Raw genomic sequence first — 22,017 nt, forward strand, 5'->3', positions numbered from 1 at the left:
GCTGCGCCAAGCCCAGGCCCGCACCCGCGAAGCACTCGAAGCCGCCATCCAGACCGCCGTGGGTTGGATTACGAGCGCAGACGCCAAAGCGTGGTTCAATCACTGTGGATATCACGTACACCGTTCTTGAAACCGCTATAAATCCGTGATTCTCATACGCAAATTTTCGCACTTCGAGGCGGCGGGGGGTGGTTTAGGGTTGGCTGAAGCTTTTTATTACAGGTTAGGCCTCCTATCTTTGACTCCATTTATTCCTCCGCCCTGCTTACTGCCTGCGCCAGTCGACCTGTGAAAAAAAACTTTCTGCTTCTAATTCCAGCGCTGGCGACCCTCGGCCTCACCCAATGCCAAACCAGTAAGCCCACAGCCACCGCAGCTTCTACGGCGCCCACCGCCCCGGCCCCAACTCAGCAGCAGAAAGACTATAAGTACCAGACGGTGGAAGGCGACCCGCTCAAGGCGCGCATCTACACCCTGGCCAACGGCCTGACCGTTTACCTCTCCGACTACGACGACGCGCCACGCATTCAAACGTATCTGGCCGTGCGCGCCGGCTCTAAAAACGACCCCGCCACGGCCACCGGCCTCGCGCACTATTTAGAGCACATGGTGTTCAAGGGCACCTCCAAGCTCGGCAGCCAGAATTGGGCAACCGAAAAGCCCGAACTAGATAAGATTGAGGCGCTCTACGAACAGTACCGCAGCCAGCGCAACGACCCCGCCGCCCGCAAGCGCACCTATCACCAAATCGATTCAATTTCCAGTGTAGCGGCCAAATATGCCGTTGCCAATGAGTACGACAAAGTAATGGGCGCCATTGGGGCCAAGGGGTCCAATGCGTACACGTCGGTAGAGCAAACGGTGTATCAGGAAGACATTCCGAGCAACCAAATCGAGAAATGGGCGGCTATCCAAAGTGAGCGACTCGGTGAGATGGTGCCGCGCCTGTTCCACACCGAGTTGGAGGCCGTGTACGAAGAGAAAAACCGCGGCCTCGATAACGACTTCTCGAAAGAGTACGAAGCCCTGAACCGCAGCCTCTACCAGAAGCACCCCTACGGCACGCAAACCACCATTGGCACCATCGAGCACCTGCAAAACCCGTCTATTACGGAGATTAAGCGGTATTTCGAAAAGTACTACGTGCCCAACAACGTGGCCCTGTGTTTAAGCGGCGACCTGGACTACGACCAGACTATCCGCATCATCGACCAGTATTTTGGCAAGCTGCAAAACAAGCCGGTGCCCGCCTTTACGCCTGCTCAGGAAGCGCCGCTCACCGCCCCGCTGGTGAAGGAAGTAGTAGGTCCCGATGCCGAAAACGTGATGATTGGCTTCCGCTTTCCAGGCACTACCTCCCGTGAGGCGCTGGTACTGCGCATGGTCGACAAAATCCTGAGCAACGGCCAGGCCGGCCTGATTGACCTCAACCTGAACCAGAAGCAGACGGTCCTGCAAGCCGCTTCCTTTACCGATATCAACAACGATTATTCCTCGCACATCCTCTACGCCACGCCGCGCCAAGGGCAGAAGCTAGAGCAAGTGCGCGACTTGCTGCTCGCGCAGCTCGACAAGGTGAAGCAGGGCGACTTCCCGGAATGGCTGATTCCGGCCATTGTCAACAACGAGAAGCTGCAGCGTACTAAAAGCTACGAAAGCAACGAGGCCCGCGCCGGTGCCTTTGTGGCGGCGTTTGTGGCCCGCGAAGACTGGAAAGACTACCTCAAACAGGTCGACGACTTCGCCACCATCAGCAAGAAAGAAGTGATGCGCGTGGCCAGCCAGTACTACGGCCCCGGCTACGCGCTGGTATATAAGCGCACCGGCAAAGACCCAAACACGGTGAAGGTGGTGAAGCCCGCCATTACGCCCGTGCCCGTCAACCGCGAAGTTGCCTCCGAGTTCTACAAGCAGGTCACCAGCATCAGCACGCCGGAATTGCAACCGGTATTTGTTGACTACAAGAAAGACATTCAGGAGACGAAGCTGGCCTCGGGTATCCCGGTGTTCTACACCCGCAACACCGAAAACAACCTCTTCAACCTCTACTACGTGCTCGATTTGGGCACCAACAACAACCCCAAGCTTGGTCTCGCCGCCGATTACCTCCAGTACCTCGGCACCGGCAAATACAACGCGGCGCAGCTCCAACAGGAGTTCTACAAGCTCGGCTGCTCCTTCGCCGTCAGCAGCGGCCAGGACCGCATCTTCGTCAGCCTCAGCGGCCTCGACAGCAACATGGAGCCGGCTTTGCAGCTTTTCGAAGCCTTGCTGGCGGCTCCCAATCCTGATGCGGCAGCCCTCAAGAACATGGTGGCCGGCGTGTTGAAGTCGCGCCAGGATGCCAAGCTCAACAAGCAGGTGATTCTGAGCCAGGGCATGGTGAATTTCGCCAAGTACGGCCCCAAAAACCCTTTCACCAGCCAGCTCAGCGAGAAAGAGCTAAAGGCCCTGAAACCCGAGCAGCTCACGGCCCTCATCAAGAGCATCCCGACGTATCAGCACCGCGTGCTGTACTACGGGCCGCGGCTTTTGGGAGATGAAATGGAGGTTGTCGGAACGGATACATCTCTTTACAAAAGTGGTATACGGCGCACTCTCAACGAGTTGCACAAGACGCCCGCCAAACTCACGCCGGTGCCGGCCAACAAGGACTTTGCCGAGCAGCCTATGAACTCACGCAAGGTCTATTGGGTGGATTACAACATGGTGCAGGCCGAAATTCTGTTCCTCTCGAAAGGTCCGGTGTACGACAAGTCTATTGTGCCAACGACCAGCCTCTACAACGAGTATTTCGGGGGCAGCATGGGCAGCATCGTATTTCAGGAGCTACGCGAAAGCAAGGCGCTGGCGTACTCGGCTTCTTCGCGCTTTGCCAACGCCGATAAGGTAGGCCGCAGCAGCTACAACCTCAGCTACATCGGTACGCAGAGCGACAAGTTGCCGGAAGCCATGGCCGGCATGAACTCGCTGCTCAACGACATGCCCGTGGCCGAAGCCAACCTGCAAATCGCCAAGAACGCCATCCGCAACAGCATTGCCACCGAGCGCATCACCAAGTCCGACATCCTGTTCAGCTACGAGCGCGCCAAACGCCTCGGCCTCGACTACGACCTGCGCCGCGACGTGTACGAGCAAACCCCCAATATGAGCTTCGCGGACCTGCAGAAGTTTCAGCAGGCCCGCGTGAAAGGCCAGAACCAGACCATTTTGGTTATCGGTTCTAAAGACCGCCTCAATTTCAAGGAGCTAGCCAAATACGGCCAGCTCCAGCAACTCTCGCTGAAAGAGATTTTCGGCTATTGACTTCCTCTTGCCTGGTGTTTGGTGCGTAGTGCACAGGACGTTCAACGAAATAGAACGACCCAGCCAACAAATCACCACGCACTAGGCACCACGCACTAAAAACCAAACACCAATAACCGTCAATTAACAACTGACAATTTCCCCAATGGCAGAAAAAATCACCATCAAAAACGGCAAGCTGAATGTACCCGACCAGCCTACAATTCCTTTTATTGAAGGCGACGGTACGGGTCCGGACATCTGGGCGGCCTCTGTGCGAGTATTTGACGCGGCCGTAGAAAAAGCCTACGGTGGTTCGCGCAAGTTGGTGTGGAAAGAAGTGTTGGCCGGCGAGAAATCCTTTAAGCAAACCAACAACTGGCTGCCCAATGAAACTTTAGATGCTTTCCGCGAATACCTCGTGGGCATCAAAGGTCCCCTGACTACCCCCGTAGGTGGTGGTATCCGCTCCCTGAACGTGGCCCTGCGCCAGGAACTCGACCTGTATGCCTGCGTGCGTCCCGTCCGGTGGTTTGAAGGGGTTCCGTCGCCGGTGAAGCAGCCCAACCTGACCGACATGGTGATCTTCCGCGAAAATACCGAAGACATCTACGCGGGTATCGAGTACATGAACGGCACGCCCCAGGCGCAGAAAATGCTGGAATTCCTGCAGGATGAGATGGGCGTGAAAAAGATTCGCTTCCCTGATACGTCTTCGTTCGGCATCAAGCCGGTTTCGAAAGAGGGCACGGAGCGTCTGGTGCGCGCGGCCATCCTCTACGCCATCGAGCACAAAAAGCCTTCGGTGACCATCGTGCACAAAGGCAACATTATGAAGTTCACGGAAGGCGCTTTCAAAACGTGGGGCTATGAGCTGGCCGAGCGTGAGTTTGGCGACAAAGTGTACACCTGGAGTCAGTACGATCGGGTATTAGCCAAACAGGGCCAGGAAGTAGCCGATGCGCAGCAGAAAGCAGCGCTAGACGGCGGCAAGATCCTCATCAAGGACAGCATTGCCGATGCTTTCTTGCAGCAAATTCTGCTCCGTCCCGCCGAATACTCGGTGGTAGCTACCCTGAACCTGAACGGCGACTATATCTCCGACGCGCTGGCCGCCATCGTGGGTGGTATTGGCATCGCGCCGGGCGCCAACATCAACTACATGACCGGCCACGCCATCTTTGAAGCTACCCACGGCACCGCGCCCAAGTACGCTGGCCAAGACAAGGTAAACCCCGGCTCAGTTATCCTCTCCGGCGCCATGATGCTTGAGCACCTGGGCTGGCAAGAAGCCGCCGACCTCATCTATAAGGGCCTCGAAGCCGCCATCGCCTCCAAGCGCGTCACCTACGACTTCGAGCGCCTGATGGAAGGCGCGACCCTATTGAAATGCAGCGAGTTCGGCGACGAGATTATCGCCCGGATGTAGTATTTATCTTAGTATAAAGGACCACCTGCAATATATTGCAGGTGGTCCTTTTATTTCTCTGCTTATGAATAATTCTTGGATAAAGGCTTTTTATTTACTATTCCCTATAATCAACAGAGAATATAATAGAACTGAAGAAGTAATAAATGTTTTCCCTTTGAGCCTAGAGTTGAAGACAAAGCCTACTTTTCTGGTAGTAAATTCATAAAGTTAGTTCAGCAACTTGATTCTACTATTCCTCACTATAAGGAATTTTTATCGCAAAGAGACAAGCAAGGCAAAGGCAATAGCCGTCGCGAATTCTTCTATGATGTATTAAGAGATCAAACAGATGAAAGGCGTATTACAATCCTTGAGAGAATTATAGAGGAAGTTCAAGATCAATATCCGGAGGAGGCTAAAGAAGTGCGTTTAGCTCTATTAGGTCAGCAAACCGTTAGTCAAGCTGTTGTTTCGAAGGATACATGGAGCGCTGGCAGGCTCAATGGAATGTTTAGCAACATTGATGAAGCCATAGCGGCTACCAATCACGAACGTGCAATTACCCTGTGCTATACTTGCATAGAGGGGCTATTCAAATCATTTATTATCAAAAATATTCCCGCTCAACAATCTATGAATGAGATAGTAGAAATGGCCAGAGAGATAAAAGTATACATACACGGCTTAAATATATATCCTGAAGAAGTCACTAATTCAATAATTAGTACGGCGAACTTGATCAATAACACAAGGAATAAATACAGCGAGTCGCATTTTAACCACCAAGCAGACAACACACTTTCTATATATATCCGAGACTTAACTAACTCTTTATCTAAACTACTAATTCATCACATGAATTGATTATTTTCCGCTAATTATGCGAATTTATTGCAGCATAGCTCGTAACGATGTATAATAAGGAATACTTTATACATTAATCTCTGTATCTTCCACCATGCAAACCCGCCAGCAGCTTGAAGCCACTCTCCGCGACCTGATGCCGTTGTTGGCTGAGCGGTTCCATGTGCGGCGCCTGGGCTATTTCGGCTCTTTTGCCACCGGGCAGGCTGGCCCGGAGAGCGACGTAGATATTCTGGCCGAGTTTGCGGAGCCGTTAGGCTGGGAGTTTTTCGAGTTGGAAGAGCTGTTGGAAAATGCCCTGCGCCGCAAGGTAGACCTGGTCACGCCTGATGCTCTGAAGCGGCAGTTGCGGGATAGCATTCTGGCTCAGGTACAGTACGTTTGATGGCTACGTTTCGCTCCTACTTGCTTTACTTAGAGGATATGCAGGAAGCTATGGAACGCATAGCCCGCTACTGCGCCGGATTAGATTTCGAGCAGTTCCGCACCAATGAGTTGATTGTAGATGCAGTTGTTCGCAACATTGAAGTCATCGGTGAGGCGGCGAAGAAAGTGCCTTTACAGGTGCAACAAGCTTGGCCACAGTTGCCTTGGTCACAGATGTACCGCATGCGCAACCGCATTTCCCACGAGTATTTTGGGCTCGATCATGCTGTGGTATGGCGCGTTGCTACTCTGCATCTACCCGCCAACTATCAGGATGTATTGGCGGTTATTGCGGCAGAGAAACAGCAACCGCAATAGACAACAGTAATGAGAGCCTAGCTTCACTTTAGTCAAGAGGGCAATTGGTTGTACTTGAGCGCGTCACCTTCAGCTTGTAAACAAGAAAGGCTCCTAAGCAGGAGTCTTTCTTGCTTGTAGCAATAGCAAGTTAATCTTACTACAGTGGCTCGTCGCCGAACTTCTCGTTGCGCTGGCTGTCGTCGGGTTGGCCCGTGAGGGCGCCTTTGGCCATTTGGAAGAGGGTATTGACTTTGCCGCCGGGCTTGTCCCAGTATTCGCCTTGGTGCGGCCGGATCTTGAGGAGCGTGATACTGGGGTCGTCTTTGCCTTTGGGGAACCACGCTTTCAGGCCATCATTCCATAGTTCGTTGATTTTAGCCTCGTCGCGGGTGACTTCGGCAGTGCCGGCGCGGGTTACGTAGAGTTCCGAGTCGTTTTCGGCGTAGCCGATGCCGACTCGGTTGTTACGCTGGATTTCTTCCACCTTGCGGGAGTTGTCGTAGGTGAAAAACCAGATGGTGCTGTTTTCGTCCAGTCCGTGCGTGTACATGGGGCGAGTGTGGAAGTCGCCGTCTTGCTCTTGCGTGGTGAGCATGGCGCGCAAGCACCACCTGCACAGTAGTTTCCGGCACCCGCTGGCTGCTGTTGGCCCCTTTAACTGAGCGTGCACATAGTAGTAGCTCAACACGCATAAGAAGGATACAGCACGCTGTTTCTACTTTAATGTCAAGCTTGCTTATGCAGGCGCCAATTCTTTGAAAACGTGCGTTTCAGTGCATTAACTTTGTTAAGTGGGGTGCTTCTGTTTACGAGGATGTCCGCGCTGTTGCTTTACTTGAGTTTAGCGTTATCACCCCTTCATCTGGCTTATGAGCCCACTTGAAAATGGGTTTTGGCGGTTGGTGGCGGCTTTGATTCTGATTTTTCTAGCAGCGTAAACAGATAGGTTATACCTCAACCCTCTTCCGCAGCTTGAAGCAGCTACAACTGCTTCGTTTAGGGTGCTCTTTTTCAGGAACTTCTTCTACTTTTTTAGTTCCAGGGTTGACTAATAAAATTTAAGTCCTACATTTGTGCCACTCCAACGCAAACGGCGCGGGACTCATCTTGTAGAATGATGAAACTGGCAGACATACCCTCCTCTCTCGGGGGTGGTGATTCGGGAAAAACTGGTCCGGCGGCCGGCTAACTACACCGTGGAGGTTCGAATCCTTCTTCTACAGCGCAACTCAAACCGACTCCAACGAAAAGCTTCTCTCCAGAGCTTTTTGCTGGAGTCGGTTTTGCATTTCCAGGTATTACAGATTTGCTGCTCTTCACCTGGCTGCCTTCAATCTGTGGCTTTGCCGTGTGGGCTTGTCAGGCGCCGGACGGGTTGAATGGGTTACCTACGGGCAGTGGCTGGTATCAAGTACTGAAGCTTGCCGCTTGGCAGCTCAGTTCTTCGTTGACATCCTGCTTACTATACAAACCCGACTATGAAAAACGCCTTGTTTCTCCTGCTGGCCGCAGCTTCGTTCACATTCGCTTCGTGCGGCGGCAACCAAGAAGGAGCCGCCACCGGCCAAGCCGACGCAACCGTGACTGAAGACACCACCCAAACTGTTCCGGACGCCAACACCAACCCCGAAAGCGCCGGCGCCACTACCGCTCCTACCACTTCGGAGGGCACCACCACCGATGGCGCGGCTACCACTGGCTCTACCACTACGGGTACTACTACCGGCCAGTAAGCTGGCCTGACCATTAGAAATACAAGCAACAAAAAAGCCTCTCCTACGTGGAGAGGCTTTTTTTGCGTTAAAGGCGGTGCTTTTCAGCAAAACTACCCCACCATTATGTATTCAGGATTTCGCCGCCGTTGGGGTGCAGGGCCTGACCGGTGATGTAAGTGGAATCGTCGGAGGCTAGGAATACGTAGCAGGGACCGACCTCGGAGGGCTGGCCGGGGCGCTTCATGGTGGTGTCTTTGCCGAAGGACGCTACTTTCTCGGGTGGGAAGCTGGCGGGAATGAGCGGGGTCCAGATGGGGCCGGGGGCGACGCTGTTGACGCGGATTTTCTTTTCGGCCAGTTGCTGTGCCATCGAGCGGGTGAAAGCGGTGATGGCGCCTTTGGTGGACGTATAATCCACGAGTTGCTGGTTGCCGCGGTAGGCGTTGATAGACGAAGTATTGATGATACTGTCGCCTTCTTTGAGGTGGGCCAGCGCGGCGCGGGTCACGCGTACCTGCGAGAAGAAATTGACTTGGAAGGTATCTTCGAATTGCTGGTCGGATACTTCCGTTAGGTCCTTGCTCACGAACTGCTCGGCGGCGTTATTGACGAGGATGTTCAGCCCGCCTAGCTCCTGCACCACTTGGTCGACGATGGACTGGCAGAACTGCGGGTCGCGCAGGTCGCCGGGCAGGGTGAGGCAGCGGCGGCCTTCCTGCTCTACCATTTGGCGGGTTTCGTAGGCGTCTTCCTCCTCGGCGGGGAGGTAGACAAATGCTACATCGGCCCCTTCGCGGGCGAAATGCACCGCAATAGAGCGTCCGATGCCGGAGTCGCCGCCCGTGATAAGGGCTACTTTTCCTTGCAGCTTGTCGCTGCCCTTGTAGCCGGGGCGGATATACTCCGGCCGGGGCTTCATTTCCTGCTCGATGCCGGGCTGCTGGTTTTGCGCCTGCGGGGGGAGGATGGTTGGTTTCGTTTCCATAGCGTTGGTAGAAGAGTGGTTGTTTACCAACGCTGATTTCGGCAGCAGGTTACTGTGGAGTCTGCACTTTGTGCCTGCTTAATGCCCTAGGAATATGGTTTCTACGACCCTGGAAAGCACTTTATTTCTGGTCGGCTAGCGCAGCAAATTCCTGCAGCACCCTGGCTACAAATTGCTGACTCGACTCGGTAAAGGGCGTCAGTTTCGCCAGAACTTCCTGCCATCTTTCTACCTGTTCCGCTTCGGTTAGGTCGTAGCTCCAACGGTAGCTACCATCTTCCAGCACCAACTTGCTGTTGCATCTCTGACCCACATGCGCCAACACTCCTTCATCGTCGGACAGCCGCAGCAAGCTAGTGCCCTCGTCGCCGACTGAGGCGTACAGAAACGCCTGCCGGTAGTAGCAGAGGGTCCGGTAGCCTTCCTTGTCAGCAGAAGAAAGGGCATATTGTCCGCTTTTCAACTGTTGCAACAGCTGCTGCTGACACTCGGCAAGGGTGGTACCGGTTGCTACGGGTTGGCTTGGCTTGTCTGGTGTCTTTTTGGCCATCGAGAAATAAGAAAGGAGCTTCTGAAACATACGAGAGCCGAGCCACTGAATAATTTCTACTAAACCCTTCCGACCAAGCCTGCTATTCTACGGCTGATATCGTGTTCCTCGTTATCCATAACCAACAAGAAGCTGACTGCCTTACAGTAGCCGCTCTTATGGGTGTCGGCACAGTCTTAGGCCACAAACGTCAGGAACAAGACAACAACCAATCGAACACTTTGCCCGATGTGCAGTAAGCGAAGGTTGCTACGTTTAAGTTGATCCGGCGCGCACTACCCGTGCCGTTACCAGCAGCTGCCCTACGTGGCGGGTGGTGTGCTCGGCGGCGTGCACCAGTAAGCCGATAACCGTGCTCGGCAGTTTGGCACGACCAACCGGCCGAAAATCAGAAAGCGTAGCCTCGGGCACGGTGGGAAGATAGGCCAGCATCTGGTCTACTTGCTTGCCGAAATGTTGCACGAGGGCCGCGGTACTGCCGGGCGTGGTAGGCACCGCGTTTTCGCCGGCGAGGTAAGCTAGTTGGGCTTCGGTGAGTACCTCTTGGCGGGCGTAGGTTTGCATCCGGTCCAGCACGCCAGCCAGGTGGCGCAGGTGGAAGCCGACGGACGCCACCCCAGCGGGGCGAGCTGTTAGAAGTGCGTCGGGGAAGTCGTGGAGGGCGGTTTCCACCTCCTGCCGCGCTTGCAGTAGGGCGTGGGCTACGGGCTGAAGCAAAGGCGGCACCTCGGGCAGCGGACCGCGCAACCAGAATTCGGATTGCGGTGTAGGAGAAGATGTCATGGGTACGTAACCGGAACCAGGTGGGCTTGTTGGTTGAAAGATGCGGCTGGCAGTTCCCCTTCCGGTTTAAGTTGTTTGAAGCGCGCTAGTTTTCATTTTCAACGATTCATTTTTACCTGCTTTGCTATGGCTCTCGACTTAATAACCGATGCTTTCATTTCAACTGTATCGTTGCCGGCGACACCACCAGCGGCTACCAGGGCGCAAGAGCAAGAGCCGGGTATTCCGGATTCGCAAACCGTAACGGGGCTGGAAGTACGCTTGTCGCGGGTGTTGGTGAAGAACAACCGTACGGCCAAGGTGTGGCCTTTCCCGGGCTTTGCCGACGTGTATCTGCTGCTCGTCGTCTTCGACAACCTGAATCTGGAACCCCAAACTCTGACCCTGTCGGGTTTCGCCCGCATCGATGACGAAGAGGATTTGCCCGTCGATAAAACCGCTTATTACTGGAAGCAAACCACCCCCGAGGGGCCCGTGCCCTCGCAGGTACACGTGCTGCTCTCGGTGCTGAAAAGCAAGCAAGGCCTGCGCGACACGGCCGCCGTGATGGAGCAAGCCCGCAACTCCGACGACTACCGCAACTTAGTCACGGAAGTGGTGCGCGTAATTGCCAATGCGCCCCTACGCGCCGCGGAACTGCTGTTGCAGCTTGGCGGCGTGGTGGGCGGCCTGCTGAAAGACGTGGAAGACAAGCCGCTCTTCACGCAGGTTATCAGCTTCACCGATATCAACGGCGACTTCGACAGCCTCGGTAAAACGCCGGTAGTGAAAATGAACGACTACGTGCAAACCACACTCACGCTAATTGTGCGCGATCCGGCCCGCGAGTTATCGGCGTAAGGAGTGACCCTGGCGCGGGACTTCACCTCCTAGCTCCCCTCTCCAAAAGGGAGGGAGTTAGGAGGTGAAGTCGTCGGCCAAATACTTTTCCCTCGATGGACGGTGGGCTTCTAGCCAGGCCCGGTTACCTTTGTATTCATGTTGCACGTATCACAGCGCGGCCAGAACATTCCGGCTTCTCCGTTTCGTAAAATGACACCCTTCGCCGACGCTGCCAAGCAGCGGGGTTTGACGGTGCACCACCTCAACATCGGGCAGCCCGATATTGAAACGCCCCCGGCGGTGCTGGCGGCGGTGCAGCAGGTGGACATCCGCGTGCTGGAGTATTCGCCGAGTGCGGGGCACATGAGCTACCGCCGCAAGCTGGCCGACTATTATCAGCGCGTAGGAATTGATGTAACGGCCGATGACTTACTGATAACGACGGGTGGCAGCGAGGCTATTCTGTTTGCGCTGATGTGCTGCCTCAACCCCGGCGACGAGTTGGTAGTACCCGAGCCGTTCTATGGCAACTACACAGCTTTTGCCGTGGCTGCGGGTATCACGCTGGTGCCGGTTACGTCGTATATCGAGGATGGCTTTGCGCTGCCCCCGCTCGCCGATTTCGAGCGGGTGATTACGCCCCGCACGCGCGCCATCATGATTTGCAACCCCAACAACCCCACGGGCTACGTGTACCAGCACGAGGAAATGCTGGGGGTGCTGGAGCTATGCCGTAAGCACCACTTATTCCTGCTTTCCGACGAAGCCTACCGGGAGTTCTGCTACGACGCCCCCTACATCAGCGCCCTGCACCTGCCCAACGCCGACCAACACGTAGTGCTGCTCGATACCATCTCGAAGCGCTATAGTGCCTGCGGAGCACGGATTGGGGCCCTCGTAACCAAAAACAAGGAGCTACAAGAGGCGGCTCTGCGCTTTGCGCAAATGCGGGTGAGCCCCCCCGGCCTGGCGCAGCTTCTCGGCGAAGCCGCTACCGACCTTCCCGACTCCTACTTCGACCTCACCAAAGCCGAATATCAAGCCCGCCGCGACTTGCTGGTGGCTCGTTTACGGGCCATGCCCGGTGTGGTTTGCCCCATCCCCGGCGGGGCGTTTTACGTGCTCTGCCACCTTCCCATCGACGATACCGACCGGTTTGCGCAGTGGCTGCTGGAGGAGTTCGAGCACCGAGGCGAGACGTTGATGGTGTCGCCGGCCGCTGGCTTCTACGCTACGCCTGGCTTGGGTCGCCAGCAAGTGCGCCTGGCTTATGTGGTAAATCAGACTACCATCAACCGCGCTATGGACTGTCTGGCGCTGGCCTTGCAGCAGTATCCGGGCCGGCTAGCAGTAGATACCGTATCGGCTGAAGCGGCCGTAGTTAGTAGTTGAGCGGCTGGCACTGTGTTGCTGGCATAAACTGTAACGCGAAGTTTCACTTCGCGAAGCATTGAACGATTAGAGCTGCATTCATGCAACGGCGCCGTTCAACGTTTCGCGAAGTGAAACTTCGCGTTACTGCCATTGTCGCGCTTTGCGTTATCTTTTGGGCTGATTCTTGTCTGAATCAATGCTCATGAAACACGCTGCTTTTTTCTGTTTAGCTGGTATCTGGCTGCTAGGCGCCGCGCCGACACTCGCCCAAACCGTGCCGGCCCGGTCGTTGGTACGGAGCCTCACGCTGCGCGTGAATGGACAACCGGTGAAAGCGGACACCGTTAGCTCGCGCTTTTTCCTTAGCCAAGACCACACGCTCACCCTCAACGTGATTCGGGCCGACGACCCCGACGGCGAAGGTCTTACCATTCTTATCGACCGATTCCCGCTGAAAACAGGCACTTATAGTTTTCAGGAAATCTTGAGTGGCCGCAACCGGGATGCCTCTTACCGTTTCGGCAACACCGCGGCGTACTCGAAGTCGTGCGCGGATAATCCGGGTTCGGTCACCATCACGGCCATCAATGCTGAGCGGCATTGGCTGGCGGGGTCTTTTCGTTGTACTGTCTGTGAGTCGGGCCGCAGCGGCAAACGGCTGACTATGGAAGGCACTTTCCGGTATCCGGTGGAGAAGTAGGAAAGGGCTTCGCAAGTAACTGAGTGGCTGAGTAGCGGGGTAACTGCTGTAATGCACATATGAGTTGAGCGCGTGGAACAGCTTTGCGCTACAACAGGAACCCATTTTTTCGGAAGTGTAGCAGCACAGAATAAAGGAGGTAACGCGAAGTTGTACTTCGCGAGGCGTTGCACAACTTGGCTGCGCGGATTGAGCAGGTGTGAGCACGCGCCTCGCGAAGTACAGCTTCGCGTTACTTCTTTCATTGCCTTACTACAACGCGCAGCATCAGCGTCCTACCTGGAAAAATCCTTGCGGAAGTAGCAAAAGTTGTCTACTGCACGCAATGTTGGCTTGATATGCCTTGATTCGAGTTCCTTGAGTAGCTTTCTGTCTCAAAAACTCCTGTATTCGTTTTATGCCTCTCCCCTCTTTCTCTTCGCGCCTCGTGCTGGCCGCTTCTTTGCTGCTGAGCGGCGCGCCGGCCGCGCTGGCTCAGAATACACCTTCCACCGCCAACCGCTTCGTAACCGACAGCCTCGACAGCTACATCCGGCGCGGGATGCGGCTATGGCAGATTCCGGGGCTGGCGCTGGTAGTGGTGAAAGACGGCAAAGTGGTGGTGCAGAAAGGCTACGGTGTGCGCGAAGTAGGCAAGCCCGAGCCCGTGGACGCCAACACGCTGTTCATGATTGCCTCCAACACCAAGCTCTTCACGGGCACATCCTTAGCGAAACTGGACGGCGAAAAGAAAATCAACCTCGACGACAAAGTCACGAAATACCTGCCCGACTACCGGCTTTACGATTCACTGGCCTCGCAAATGGTGACGGTGCGCGACCTGATGAGCCACCACTTCGGGCTCAAGACCTTTCAGGGCGACTTTGCCTTCTTTAAATCCAACATAGAGCGGAAAGAAATTGTGCGGCGCATGCGGCTGATGAAGCCCGGCGGCCAGTTTCGGCGCGACTATGGCTACAGCAACTCCGGCTTCGTGACGGCGGGCGAAGTGGTGCCGGCCGCTACCGGGGGCACTTCGTGGGAAAACTACGTGCAGCAAAATCTGTTGCAGCCGCTCGGCATGACTTCTACCTACACAGCTTCGGCTGGTTTCGCGCAACGGCCCAACATTGCCTACGCCTATTCCAACACCTTCGGCCCGCTGGCCAAGGTGCCCTTCGATAACTGGGATAATATGGGGCCGGCCGCCAACATGGTATCTAACGTGACAGACCTAGCCAAATGGCTGCGCTTTCAGCTGGATAGTGGCCGCTACGAAGGCAAGCAGATTGTACCGTGGGCGGCACTGCGCAAAACCCGCGACGCCAATACCGTGATTACCAGCCGTAAATCAACCATCTACCCGTTGCACTTCATCACCTACGGCCTGGGCGTGGAAGCGGCCGATTACAACGGCAAGCAAATCTTCTGGCACACGGGTGGTGCCTCGGGCGAAGTCAGCAACGTGTGTTTTGTGCCCGAAGCCGGGCTCGGTATTGCCGTCCTGACCAACAACGACAACCAGAGCTTCTTCGAGATGCTGCGCTACCAATTGCTCGACAGCTACCTCGGCGTGCCGTACGTGGACCGCAGCACCCAAGCCTGGAAACGCAAACAGCAGTTTGAAGCCACCCAAGTGGACCCCACCAAGGCCCTGGCCGAGCGCGTCGGCAAAAAGAACAAGCCCGCGCTGCCCTTAAGCGCCTACACCGGCCAGTTCGAGAACAAGCTGTTCGGCCCCATTTCTATCAGCCAGAAAGGCAAGCAACTGCTCATTCAGTTCCCCACCCATCCCGGCCTCACTGCCACCCTGGATTACATGGACGGCCAAGAGTTCCGCACCACCTACTCCGACCTGGTATTCGGCGTGATGCCCGCTAAGTTTGAAGTCGAAGGCAATAAAGCAAAGACCGTAGAGCTGCGCGTAAACGACTACGTGGAGTACGACCCGTACGTGTTTGGCAAGAGGTGAAGTTGTGAAGTTGTGAAATGGTGAGTTTGACGTGCTACTGGCGCGAGTCTGCGCTAACTGCGCCACTTGCGCCAGCAGCACGTCAAACTCACCATTTCACAACTTCACAACTTCACCTTTTACAGCGTGGCCAGGTCGATTACGAAGCGGTATTTCACGTCGGACTTCATCATCCGTTCGTAGGCTTCGTTGATGTAATCCATGCGGATGACTTCGACGTCGGACATGACGTTGTGCTCGGCGCAGAAGTCCAGCATTTCCTGCGTTTCCTGGATGCCGCCGATAAGCGAGCCGGCAATGCGGCGGCGCTTGGCAATCAGGTTGAAGGCGTGGAGCTGCGGAGCTTCCGGGGGCACACCGAGCAGCACCATGGTCCCGTCGCGGCGCAGGCTGGCCACGTAAGGCGTCAGGTCCATGGGGGCCGATACCGTATTGATGATCAGGTCAAAGTAGTTAGCTACCGACTTCATGGCGTCTTTGTCCTTGGTTACCACGAACTTGTGGGCACCGAGGGCTTTGGCGTCTGCTTCTTTGTTGGCCGATGTGCTAAGCACGGTTACTTCGCAGCCCATGGCGGCGGCAAACTTCACGGCCATGTGGCCCAAGCCGCCGAGGCCCATAACGGCCACCCGGTCGCCTTCTTTGGCCTTCCACTCGCGTAGCGGCGACCAGGTGGTGATACCGGCGCACAGCAGCGGCGCCACCCGGGCCAAATCCAGCTTATCGGACACGCGCAGCACAAATTTCTCGGTCACGACGATGTTGTTGGAGTAGCCGCCGTAAGTGGGCGAGCCGTCTTTTTCGCGACCGTTGTAGGTACCTACAAAGCCGTTGTCGCAGTACTGCTCCAGGCCGTCGGCGCACTCGGGGCAATGCTGGCACGAATCCACCATGCAGCCCACACCGGCCAGGTCGCCGGTTTTGAAGTTCTTGACGTGGGCGCCTACTTCGGTTACGCGACCCACGATTTCGTGGCCGGGCACCATGGGAAAGATGGAGCCGCCCCACTCGTCGCGCACCTGGTGCACGTCGGAGTGGCAGACGCCGCAGAACAGGATTTCAATACGAACATCGTGCGGGCCTACGTCGCGGCGCTCGAACTGAAAGGGCGTGAGGGCCTCGTGGGCTGCCGGAGCGGCATAGCCTTTTGCTTCTATCATTACAAAGGTTGGTTTTGGAAAAATGGGCAGAACGAATTCGTTTAACCTCTTTTGCGGGGGAAGGTTTTGCCGCGGAAAGAATCAGGCAGAAAGCTGTTCCGTCTTTCACTGGGCTCGTAGAGGCTCACCTCGTATACTCCCTTTCTCAACCCCCTTTTCTCAACCCCCTTCCTCTCAGCCTACTGATGACTCCCCAAACCACTACCACCGCGCCCACTACCAATTTGAAACGCAACTCGCTGGGCCTGCGCCTTTGGCATTGGGTTAACACGCTGGTCGTGACCGGGCTGCTGACTACGATTCTGTTTCTGTTCGTGATTGTGAAGATGCGCACTGTAGGGCCGGAGTTCCAGAAGGTGCTGGCCACGGAGGGCATTACGTTCACCAATCAACAGGTGCGCGGCCTGACGCGCATCGTTAGTCACCGCATCTGGGACTGGCACATCGGGCTCGGTGTGGCCTTGTCGGTGCTGCTGGTATTGCGGGTGGCGCTGGAGTTCACGCAGCACGGCGCCCAACGCTTCGGCGCAAAACTGCGGCAGGCCCGGTTCCTATTCCGCCAAGCCGGCGCCAATTTGCAAGACAACTGTCATTCTTTGCTGGTGAAATATTCTTACGTACTCTTCTATGTGATGCTCGTGGTGCTGGTCGTTACCGGCCTCATCCTCATCTACGCCGATGATGTAGAGTTCTTGCACAGCATCGAGCATACCGTGAAAGAAGTCCACAACTTCACCATGTATTTAGTGCTGGCCTTCACGATTTTTCACATCGTGGGGGTGGTATATGCCGAGCTAACCAAGAACCGCGGCATCGTGTCGGACATGATACACGGCGGGGGCCCGGCCGGGGAATAGGGTATCAAATGCTTTCAGAGACCATGCTATTTCTACAAGATATAAACTGGTTTGGCCTTGTGTTCTTCTTCGCTGTGGTAGCGGGGGTGGGCATAATCTAGTTTTATTTGTTTCTCTCCGTTTTCCGCTCGCTCCGCCAATTCTTCCAAAGTCTTCGGGGTCAGAAATAATAGCTTGACCACATCTTAGACCCTATTTCAGAACGTTGCGTTTTACGTTGCCTTATTCAGCTGTTTCTCAGCTTGTTCGTGGGAGGACGCTTCTGCTACAGTAGGCCCATCCGAAGCATTGGGTGCAGTCCAGCCTTGCTGTTGCATTTCTTCTACCTGCGCCTTCAGCCGCTGCATCGACTGGCGGGAGAAGCGCTTTTGCAGCATCCGGCCGAAAAGTTTGAAGCCAAGCCAGTAGAACGGGTTGCGGATGCGGCCGGTTTGGGACAAGGCATGAATCCGAAAAAGCACGCGGCCCGAGGTCAGATTCTTATGGATGGTGAAGGTGATTTCGCCGCGCTCGAAGTGACCTTCCAGCGTGCGGTAGTTGTAGCCCCACACTTGCTCTTCACCGCCTTCGGGCAGCGGGCGGCGCTCATCGGTAACGCCGCCCACCCGCACCCCGAACCAGAATGAAAACCCCAGGAACCGGCCGCGCAGCACCATTACGCGCTGCTCCAGGGGATGGTCGGGCACGAAGATGCCGGTGATGAGGCTGGGGGGCGGGAAGGTGTAGTTGCGCAGCACTTCGCGGGCCGCCGCCCATGCGCCTTGTGCTTCGGGGGGGCCGGGCGCTTCGGGCGGCAGCTCGGTTTCGTAGTCGTCCACATTCCAGCCGTTTTCGCGGGTGTACTCGTGGGTGCGGTTCAGGTCGAAGTTATAGCCAGCCGTTGAGTAGGCTTGGAGGCGGGCTTTTTGCCGCTCGTCGAGGGGTTGCGGCTTAGGCATCGTGGGTGACTTTCGTTTCGGAATTGGCTTGCTTTACCGTTTCAACGTGTATAGGTCCGAGTTGTAGGCCGCCGCTGTGGGCAGCCACGCGCTGGCAGAACATCTCCCACGTTTGTTGCTGCACCTTTTTGCCCATGCCTAGCGTGTCGTAGGTGAAGGCCACGAGGCCGTCGCGGGAGCGGGCCCAGGAGTGGATTTCAAACCGAATGGTGTGGGGCAGAGAAGCATGCGGACGCAATGAAAACTGAATACGGCCAGCCTCGGGGTGATTTTCCAGCGTTACCAGCTCGAAGCTATCAAAGTTTACCGCCGTTGCGCGCACGTCGCCATTCCAGGGGCCTAATATCTTGATGCGGTATTCGTCGTTTACCTGCAGGCAGTGCGAGGTGCCTTTCGACTTCTTGAAATCGGCCAGCAAATCGGGCGAAAAATCGGGCAGGTGGCACTGGATGTGCTGCATGAGCTCGGCTTCCGACTGGCGCGGATGCTGCACATCCACCCAGTAGCGCCGTTCGAAATGCGGGCCGCTGCCAGTGTGGGCGGGTTGTTCGGATTTAGACATAACACAGACTAGGCTAAAGCAGATTTATAGCCTGTATACGAGGGTAGCATCTAAACAGCACGTCTGGCAGGTTAGTCTGCTGTGCGGCTTTGTAGCTCATACACCACAGCCGCAACCTAGTTGGCTAACAATAAACCCGTCCTGTTTCAGATCGGGCAGAGCAGACAGTGGCTTGGGTGCCACCTTTCGCTTTCCTGGAATAGCAACTTCCAACCTGCCGAGTCAGCAATCGTCGTACTTTTGGCCGTTCACAATTTCCGACCGCATGCCAGCAATTCGTTATCCTCGCTTTTTGTTTACTCCGCGCTTTGTGGCGATACTGTTCATCGGCCTGACCCTTATTATTACCACCCAGCATTATCTGAAGGGGCTTAACTCCTACAACAACTACTTGATCTTCGCCAGGCCTTTCTCTAATCTCTTAGCTGGCAACAATCTTTATCTGGAGTACCCCAAACTTTATTACGACACCTACAAGTACAGCCCAACGTTTGCCCTTTTCATGGGGGTATTCGCAGTGCTACCCGATTGGCTGGGGTTGCTGGGCTGGAATCTACTTAACACAGTGGTGTTTTATACTGCTGGCCGACGGCTATTTCCAGACCCTAGGCGCGGCTTGGTTTTTCTGCTGTTGCTGGTGGTGGATATGATGACGGCGCTGCACAATTCGCAGGCGAATTGCTTACTGGTTGGCCTCATGCTGTGGGTGTACATCAATTTGGAGGAAGGCAAACCGGGTTGGGCCGGACTATGCGTGGCGCTGGCTTTTTTCATTAAAATTTATGGGGCGGGCATTGGCCTGCTATTCCTGCTGTACCCGGCCTACACGGTGCGGGGCATCCTGTGGGGAGCACTATACGGAGTGCTACTAGGCGTCGCGCCCTTGCTCGTGACATCGTGGCCTAACTTTCTGATGCAGTACAAGGGGTGGTTTGATATCGTGCAGGCATCGGCTACTGCGGCGCAATTTTCTATTATGGGCTGGCTAACATCCTGGTTTCACCTGGATGTTCGCAAAGGGCCTATTCAGGCAGCTGGTCTGGCCTTGTTGCTGCTTCCCTTGATTCTGTACTGGCGGCGCCGAACCGAAGCCGAGTTTCGGGGCCTTTACCTAGCCCTGATTCCGATTTTTGTGGTGGTATTCAATCAGATGGCCGAGTCGCCTACTTTCGTTATTCCGGTGGCGGGCTTTCTGTTTTGGTGGCTGCAGTACCGTCGGTCCACCCCGGTGGCACCCGCGCTGTTTGTGCTGGTATTGCTCTTCACTATGCTTATTTCCACTGATATTTATCCGCATTTCTTGCGCAGTGGCTTCTTCAATACCTACAAGATTAAAGTGGTGCCCATGATCTTGGCTTGGGCGCTGCTGCAAGTGCAGCTGCTAGGCTACAGTGTCTGGCAACCTCGGCTGACTGCTGCCCGGCAAACCGCCGAAGCTACACCCATTGCCATGCGTGCCTAACTTCACCGAGGCTGGTAACTTCAAGTAACTGCTGTTATGCAGGCAGCTTTGGTAGCGGGCTGTTTCAGGTCATTTGCGGCCGTTGTTTTATGATTTTGGGTTGAGGATTACTTGAAATTGCTCAACCCTTAAACCAGCAATCATAAGCCAACCTCCTAGTAGCCGTCAAGTAAAACAAAGAGTTAGGCTAGCGGGCCGCTACCTGTTCTGATTGGCTCCGTATGCTATTCACTCAGCTACACCGTTGCTCTATGGCTTACTACCGCCCACCCGGCCCACCCGCCGACCCACTTATTGTGCGCGACCTAACGCGCCAGCAAGACGAAATGCGCACCCGAGTTCGGCAGGCGCCGCTAGAGCGGGAGCCGCAGTTTATTGCCGGCTGCGACTCTTCGTTTCCTACACCCGAAACCATCCTGTCGGTGTTTGTGCTGCTGCGTTTTCCTTCACTGGAATTAGTGGAAAAGGTATGGAGCGTAGGCCCCGTGGAGGTACCCTACATACCCGGCCTGCTCTCTTTCCGCGAGGCGCCCAACGTGCTCAGAACTTACGAGAAGCTGCAGCAGAAGCCCGACGTGATTATGGTAGACGGTCACGGTATTGCGCACCCGCGCCGTATGGGCATTGCGGCCCACCTCGGCGTACTGCTTGATACGCCCACCTTCGGCGTCGCCAAACAGAAGCTAACGGGAGTATTTCAAGAGCCTGCTCTTACCAAAGGCAGTATCTCGCCGCTGAATGACAGAAATGGCGAGTTGTTAGGCGAAGTAATTCGCTCGAAAGACAAGGTGCAGCCCCTGTTCGTTAGCCCCGGCCACCGCTGCGACCAAGCCACGGCCACGCGCCTCACGCTGGCTTGCCTGCGCGGCTACAAGCTCCCCGAGCCCACCCGCCTGGCAGATTACTGGGCCGAAGAATTCAAGAAGGAGCTTAAATAACGCAAACCTGCCGCGCTACAGCATTGCTGCCCGCAACGACTCCAACGAATGTCCTGCATCTGGAGGCAGCCCAAGCAATCTAGCCACAGCCGCGTACACCACCCGCGGATGGCTTGCTTCGGCCAGTATACCGCGCTGACTACCTGTCTGCGTTGATTTAGAAAGCTTCTGCCCTGTTTCATCCAGCAACAGCCCGTGGTGCAGGAACTGCGCGTTCTGCAACGACCCCGCCCCGGGCAACTGGCCGGCCAGCCAGAGTTGTGCGGCGGTGCTCGACAGCAAGTCCAGCCCGCGCACAATCAGCGTAACGCCTAGCCGGACATCATCCACTACCGAAGCCAGTTGGTAAGCCGCCGTACCGTCCTTTTTGCGCACCACAAAGTCGCCTAGACTCACATCTAAGGGCACTGATAACTGCCCTTGCCACAGGTCGGGTACTGCTACGGTGCAGCCGGGCGGCACGTGGGCGCGCCAGGCGGTTTCGGCTGCATCGAGGGGCAAGATGTGTGGGCGGCAGGTGCCGGGGTAGTTGCCACTCAGGGGCAGGGCAGCGCGGGTTAGGTCGGTGCGGGAACAGCGGCAGGCGTAGAATAGGCCGGGATGGGCGGCGCGGGCGGCTTGTAGGGTAGCCTCGTAGTCGGGCAGGAAGTGACGTTGGGAGTAGTGTTGCTCGAAGTCGTCGGGGCCGGTGGGGCCGTGGTCGTAGTCGAGCTGGAGCCAGTCGAGGGTCTGGAAGATGTTGGCGAGGTAGACGGGCCGAAACCGGGCACGGTCCAGGTCGTCGATGCGCAGGTGCAAGGTGCCGCCGGCCCGGCGGGTTAGCAGCCAAGTCAGCGTGAAGTTGACGGCGTTGCCGAGGTGCAGAAAGCCGCTAGGCGTGGGCGCCAGGCGCGAAACGACGGGAGGTGCTGGAAGTTGGAGCATAGGATTCGGC

The 22,017-nt window shown here is 55.9% G+C and carries 20 protein-coding genes; 12 read left to right on the top strand and 8 right to left on the bottom strand.

Annotated elements, in window-relative coordinates; all coding sequences use genetic code 11:
• The first annotated feature begins 288 nt into the window (after positions 1-288).
• The 4 genes from VF639_RS18100 (at position 289) to VF639_RS18115 (ending at position 6,304) form a co-directional block, all read left to right on the top strand.
• Positions 289-3,306 carry a M16 family metallopeptidase gene (locus tag VF639_RS18100; RefSeq protein WP_331147341.1) on the top strand — a complete coding sequence of 1,006 codons (3,018 nt, stop codon included), beginning with the start codon at positions 289-291 and terminating at the stop codon, positions 3,304-3,306.
• A gap of 145 nt (positions 3,307-3,451) precedes the next feature.
• Positions 3,452-4,714 (top strand): NADP-dependent isocitrate dehydrogenase, encoded by a 1,263-nt coding sequence (gene icd / locus VF639_RS18105; protein ID WP_331147342.1) that lies wholly within the window; start codon positions 3,452-3,454, stop codon positions 4,712-4,714.
• Between the two features lie 940 nt (positions 4,715-5,654).
• Complete coding sequence (locus VF639_RS18110; RefSeq protein WP_331147343.1) at positions 5,655-5,945, top strand: nucleotidyltransferase family protein; 291 nt, start codon at positions 5,655-5,657, stop codon at positions 5,943-5,945.
• Positions 5,945-6,304: a HepT-like ribonuclease domain-containing protein gene (locus tag VF639_RS18115; protein WP_331147344.1), complete on the top strand. Its 360-nt coding sequence runs from the start codon at positions 5,945-5,947 to the stop codon at positions 6,302-6,304. Before VF639_RS18110 ends, VF639_RS18115 begins: the two co-directional genes overlap by 1 nt.
• A gap of 139 nt (positions 6,305-6,443) precedes the next feature.
• Here the strand turns inward: VF639_RS18115 and VF639_RS18120 are convergent, their stop codons facing one another.
• Positions 6,444-6,881, bottom strand: a complete 438-nt coding sequence (locus VF639_RS18120; protein ID WP_331147345.1) for a pyridoxamine 5'-phosphate oxidase family protein — start codon at positions 6,879-6,881, stop codon at positions 6,444-6,446.
• Between the two features lie 883 nt (positions 6,882-7,764).
• On the opposite strand from VF639_RS18120, the gene VF639_RS18125 reads away from it, so the two are divergent.
• On the top strand, positions 7,765-8,019 hold the full coding sequence (locus tag VF639_RS18125; protein ID WP_331147346.1) for a hypothetical protein: 255 nt from the start codon (positions 7,765-7,767) through the stop codon (positions 8,017-8,019).
• 103 nt (positions 8,020-8,122) lie between these two features.
• Here the strand turns inward: VF639_RS18125 and VF639_RS18130 are convergent, their stop codons facing one another.
• From VF639_RS18130 to VF639_RS18140, 3 genes are all read right to left on the bottom strand, one after another.
• Positions 8,123-8,986 carry an SDR family oxidoreductase gene (locus tag VF639_RS18130; protein WP_331147347.1) on the bottom strand — a complete coding sequence of 288 codons (864 nt, stop codon included), beginning with the start codon at positions 8,984-8,986 and terminating at the stop codon, positions 8,123-8,125.
• 121 nt (positions 8,987-9,107) lie between these two features.
• Positions 9,108-9,536: a hypothetical protein gene (locus tag VF639_RS18135; protein ID WP_331147348.1), complete on the bottom strand. Its 429-nt coding sequence runs from the start codon at positions 9,534-9,536 to the stop codon at positions 9,108-9,110.
• 255 nt (positions 9,537-9,791) lie between these two features.
• Positions 9,792-10,319, bottom strand: coding sequence for a DinB family protein (locus VF639_RS18140; protein ID WP_331147349.1), 528 nt, complete (start codon positions 10,317-10,319; stop codon positions 9,792-9,794).
• Positions 10,320-10,445: 126 nt separating this feature from the next.
• Between VF639_RS18140 and VF639_RS18145 the strand changes: the two genes are divergently transcribed.
• From VF639_RS18145 to VF639_RS18160, 4 genes are all read left to right on the top strand, one after another.
• On the top strand, positions 10,446-11,159 hold the full coding sequence (locus tag VF639_RS18145; RefSeq protein WP_331147350.1) for a hypothetical protein: 714 nt from the start codon (positions 10,446-10,448) through the stop codon (positions 11,157-11,159).
• A gap of 138 nt (positions 11,160-11,297) precedes the next feature.
• Entirely contained in the window at positions 11,298-12,533 is a 1,236-nt protein-coding gene (locus tag VF639_RS18150) for a pyridoxal phosphate-dependent aminotransferase (protein ID WP_331147351.1), read from the top strand.
• 184 nt (positions 12,534-12,717) lie between these two features.
• Entirely contained in the window at positions 12,718-13,215 is a 498-nt protein-coding gene (locus VF639_RS18155) for a hypothetical protein (RefSeq protein WP_331147352.1), read from the top strand.
• Positions 13,216-13,612: 397 nt separating this feature from the next.
• Complete coding sequence (locus VF639_RS18160; RefSeq protein ID WP_331147353.1) at positions 13,613-15,166, top strand: serine hydrolase; 1,554 nt, start codon at positions 13,613-13,615, stop codon at positions 15,164-15,166.
• A 119-nt stretch (positions 15,167-15,285) separates the two neighbouring features.
• Here VF639_RS18160 and VF639_RS18165 read toward each other — a convergent pair whose 3' ends face one another.
• Positions 15,286-16,326 (bottom strand): NAD(P)-dependent alcohol dehydrogenase, encoded by a 1,041-nt coding sequence (locus VF639_RS18165; protein WP_331147354.1) that lies wholly within the window; start codon positions 16,324-16,326, stop codon positions 15,286-15,288.
• 185 nt (positions 16,327-16,511) lie between these two features.
• Between VF639_RS18165 and VF639_RS18170 the strand changes: the two genes are divergently transcribed.
• Positions 16,512-17,183, top strand: coding sequence for a cytochrome b/b6 domain-containing protein (locus VF639_RS18170; RefSeq protein WP_331147355.1), 672 nt, complete (start codon positions 16,512-16,514; stop codon positions 17,181-17,183).
• 212 nt (positions 17,184-17,395) lie between these two features.
• Here the strand turns inward: VF639_RS18170 and VF639_RS18175 are convergent, their stop codons facing one another.
• Both VF639_RS18175 and VF639_RS18180 read right to left on the bottom strand, forming a co-directional pair.
• Positions 17,396-18,121: a DUF1990 domain-containing protein gene (locus VF639_RS18175; protein ID WP_331147356.1), complete on the bottom strand. Its 726-nt coding sequence runs from the start codon at positions 18,119-18,121 to the stop codon at positions 17,396-17,398.
• The gene (locus VF639_RS18180) at positions 18,114-18,683 is read right to left on the bottom strand and encodes a hypothetical protein (protein WP_331147357.1); all 570 of its coding nucleotides are present in this window, start codon (positions 18,681-18,683) and stop codon (positions 18,114-18,116) included. Before VF639_RS18180 ends, VF639_RS18175 begins: the two co-directional genes overlap by 8 nt.
• Before the next feature lie 265 nt (positions 18,684-18,948).
• Here VF639_RS18180 and VF639_RS18185 point away from each other — a divergent pair, with 265 nt between their 5' ends.
• Together VF639_RS18185 and nfi are read left to right on the top strand one after the other, a co-directional pair.
• Positions 18,949-20,145, top strand: coding sequence for a glycosyltransferase family 87 protein (locus tag VF639_RS18185; protein ID WP_331147358.1), 1,197 nt, complete (start codon positions 18,949-18,951; stop codon positions 20,143-20,145).
• A gap of 251 nt (positions 20,146-20,396) precedes the next feature.
• Complete coding sequence (nfi, locus tag VF639_RS18190; RefSeq protein ID WP_331147359.1) at positions 20,397-21,083, top strand: deoxyribonuclease V; 687 nt, start codon at positions 20,397-20,399, stop codon at positions 21,081-21,083.
• A 15-nt stretch (positions 21,084-21,098) separates the two neighbouring features.
• On the opposite strand, the gene VF639_RS18195 is transcribed toward nfi, so the two are convergent.
• Positions 21,099-22,007: a glutamate--tRNA ligase family protein gene (locus VF639_RS18195; protein WP_331147360.1), complete on the bottom strand. Its 909-nt coding sequence runs from the start codon at positions 22,005-22,007 to the stop codon at positions 21,099-21,101.
• Between the last annotated feature and the right edge of the window lie 10 nt (positions 22,008-22,017).

Origin of the sequence: Hymenobacter sp. (genome assembly GCF_036387835.1) — a bacterium.
Taxonomy (GTDB): Bacteria; Bacteroidota; Bacteroidia; order Cytophagales; family Hymenobacteraceae; genus Hymenobacter.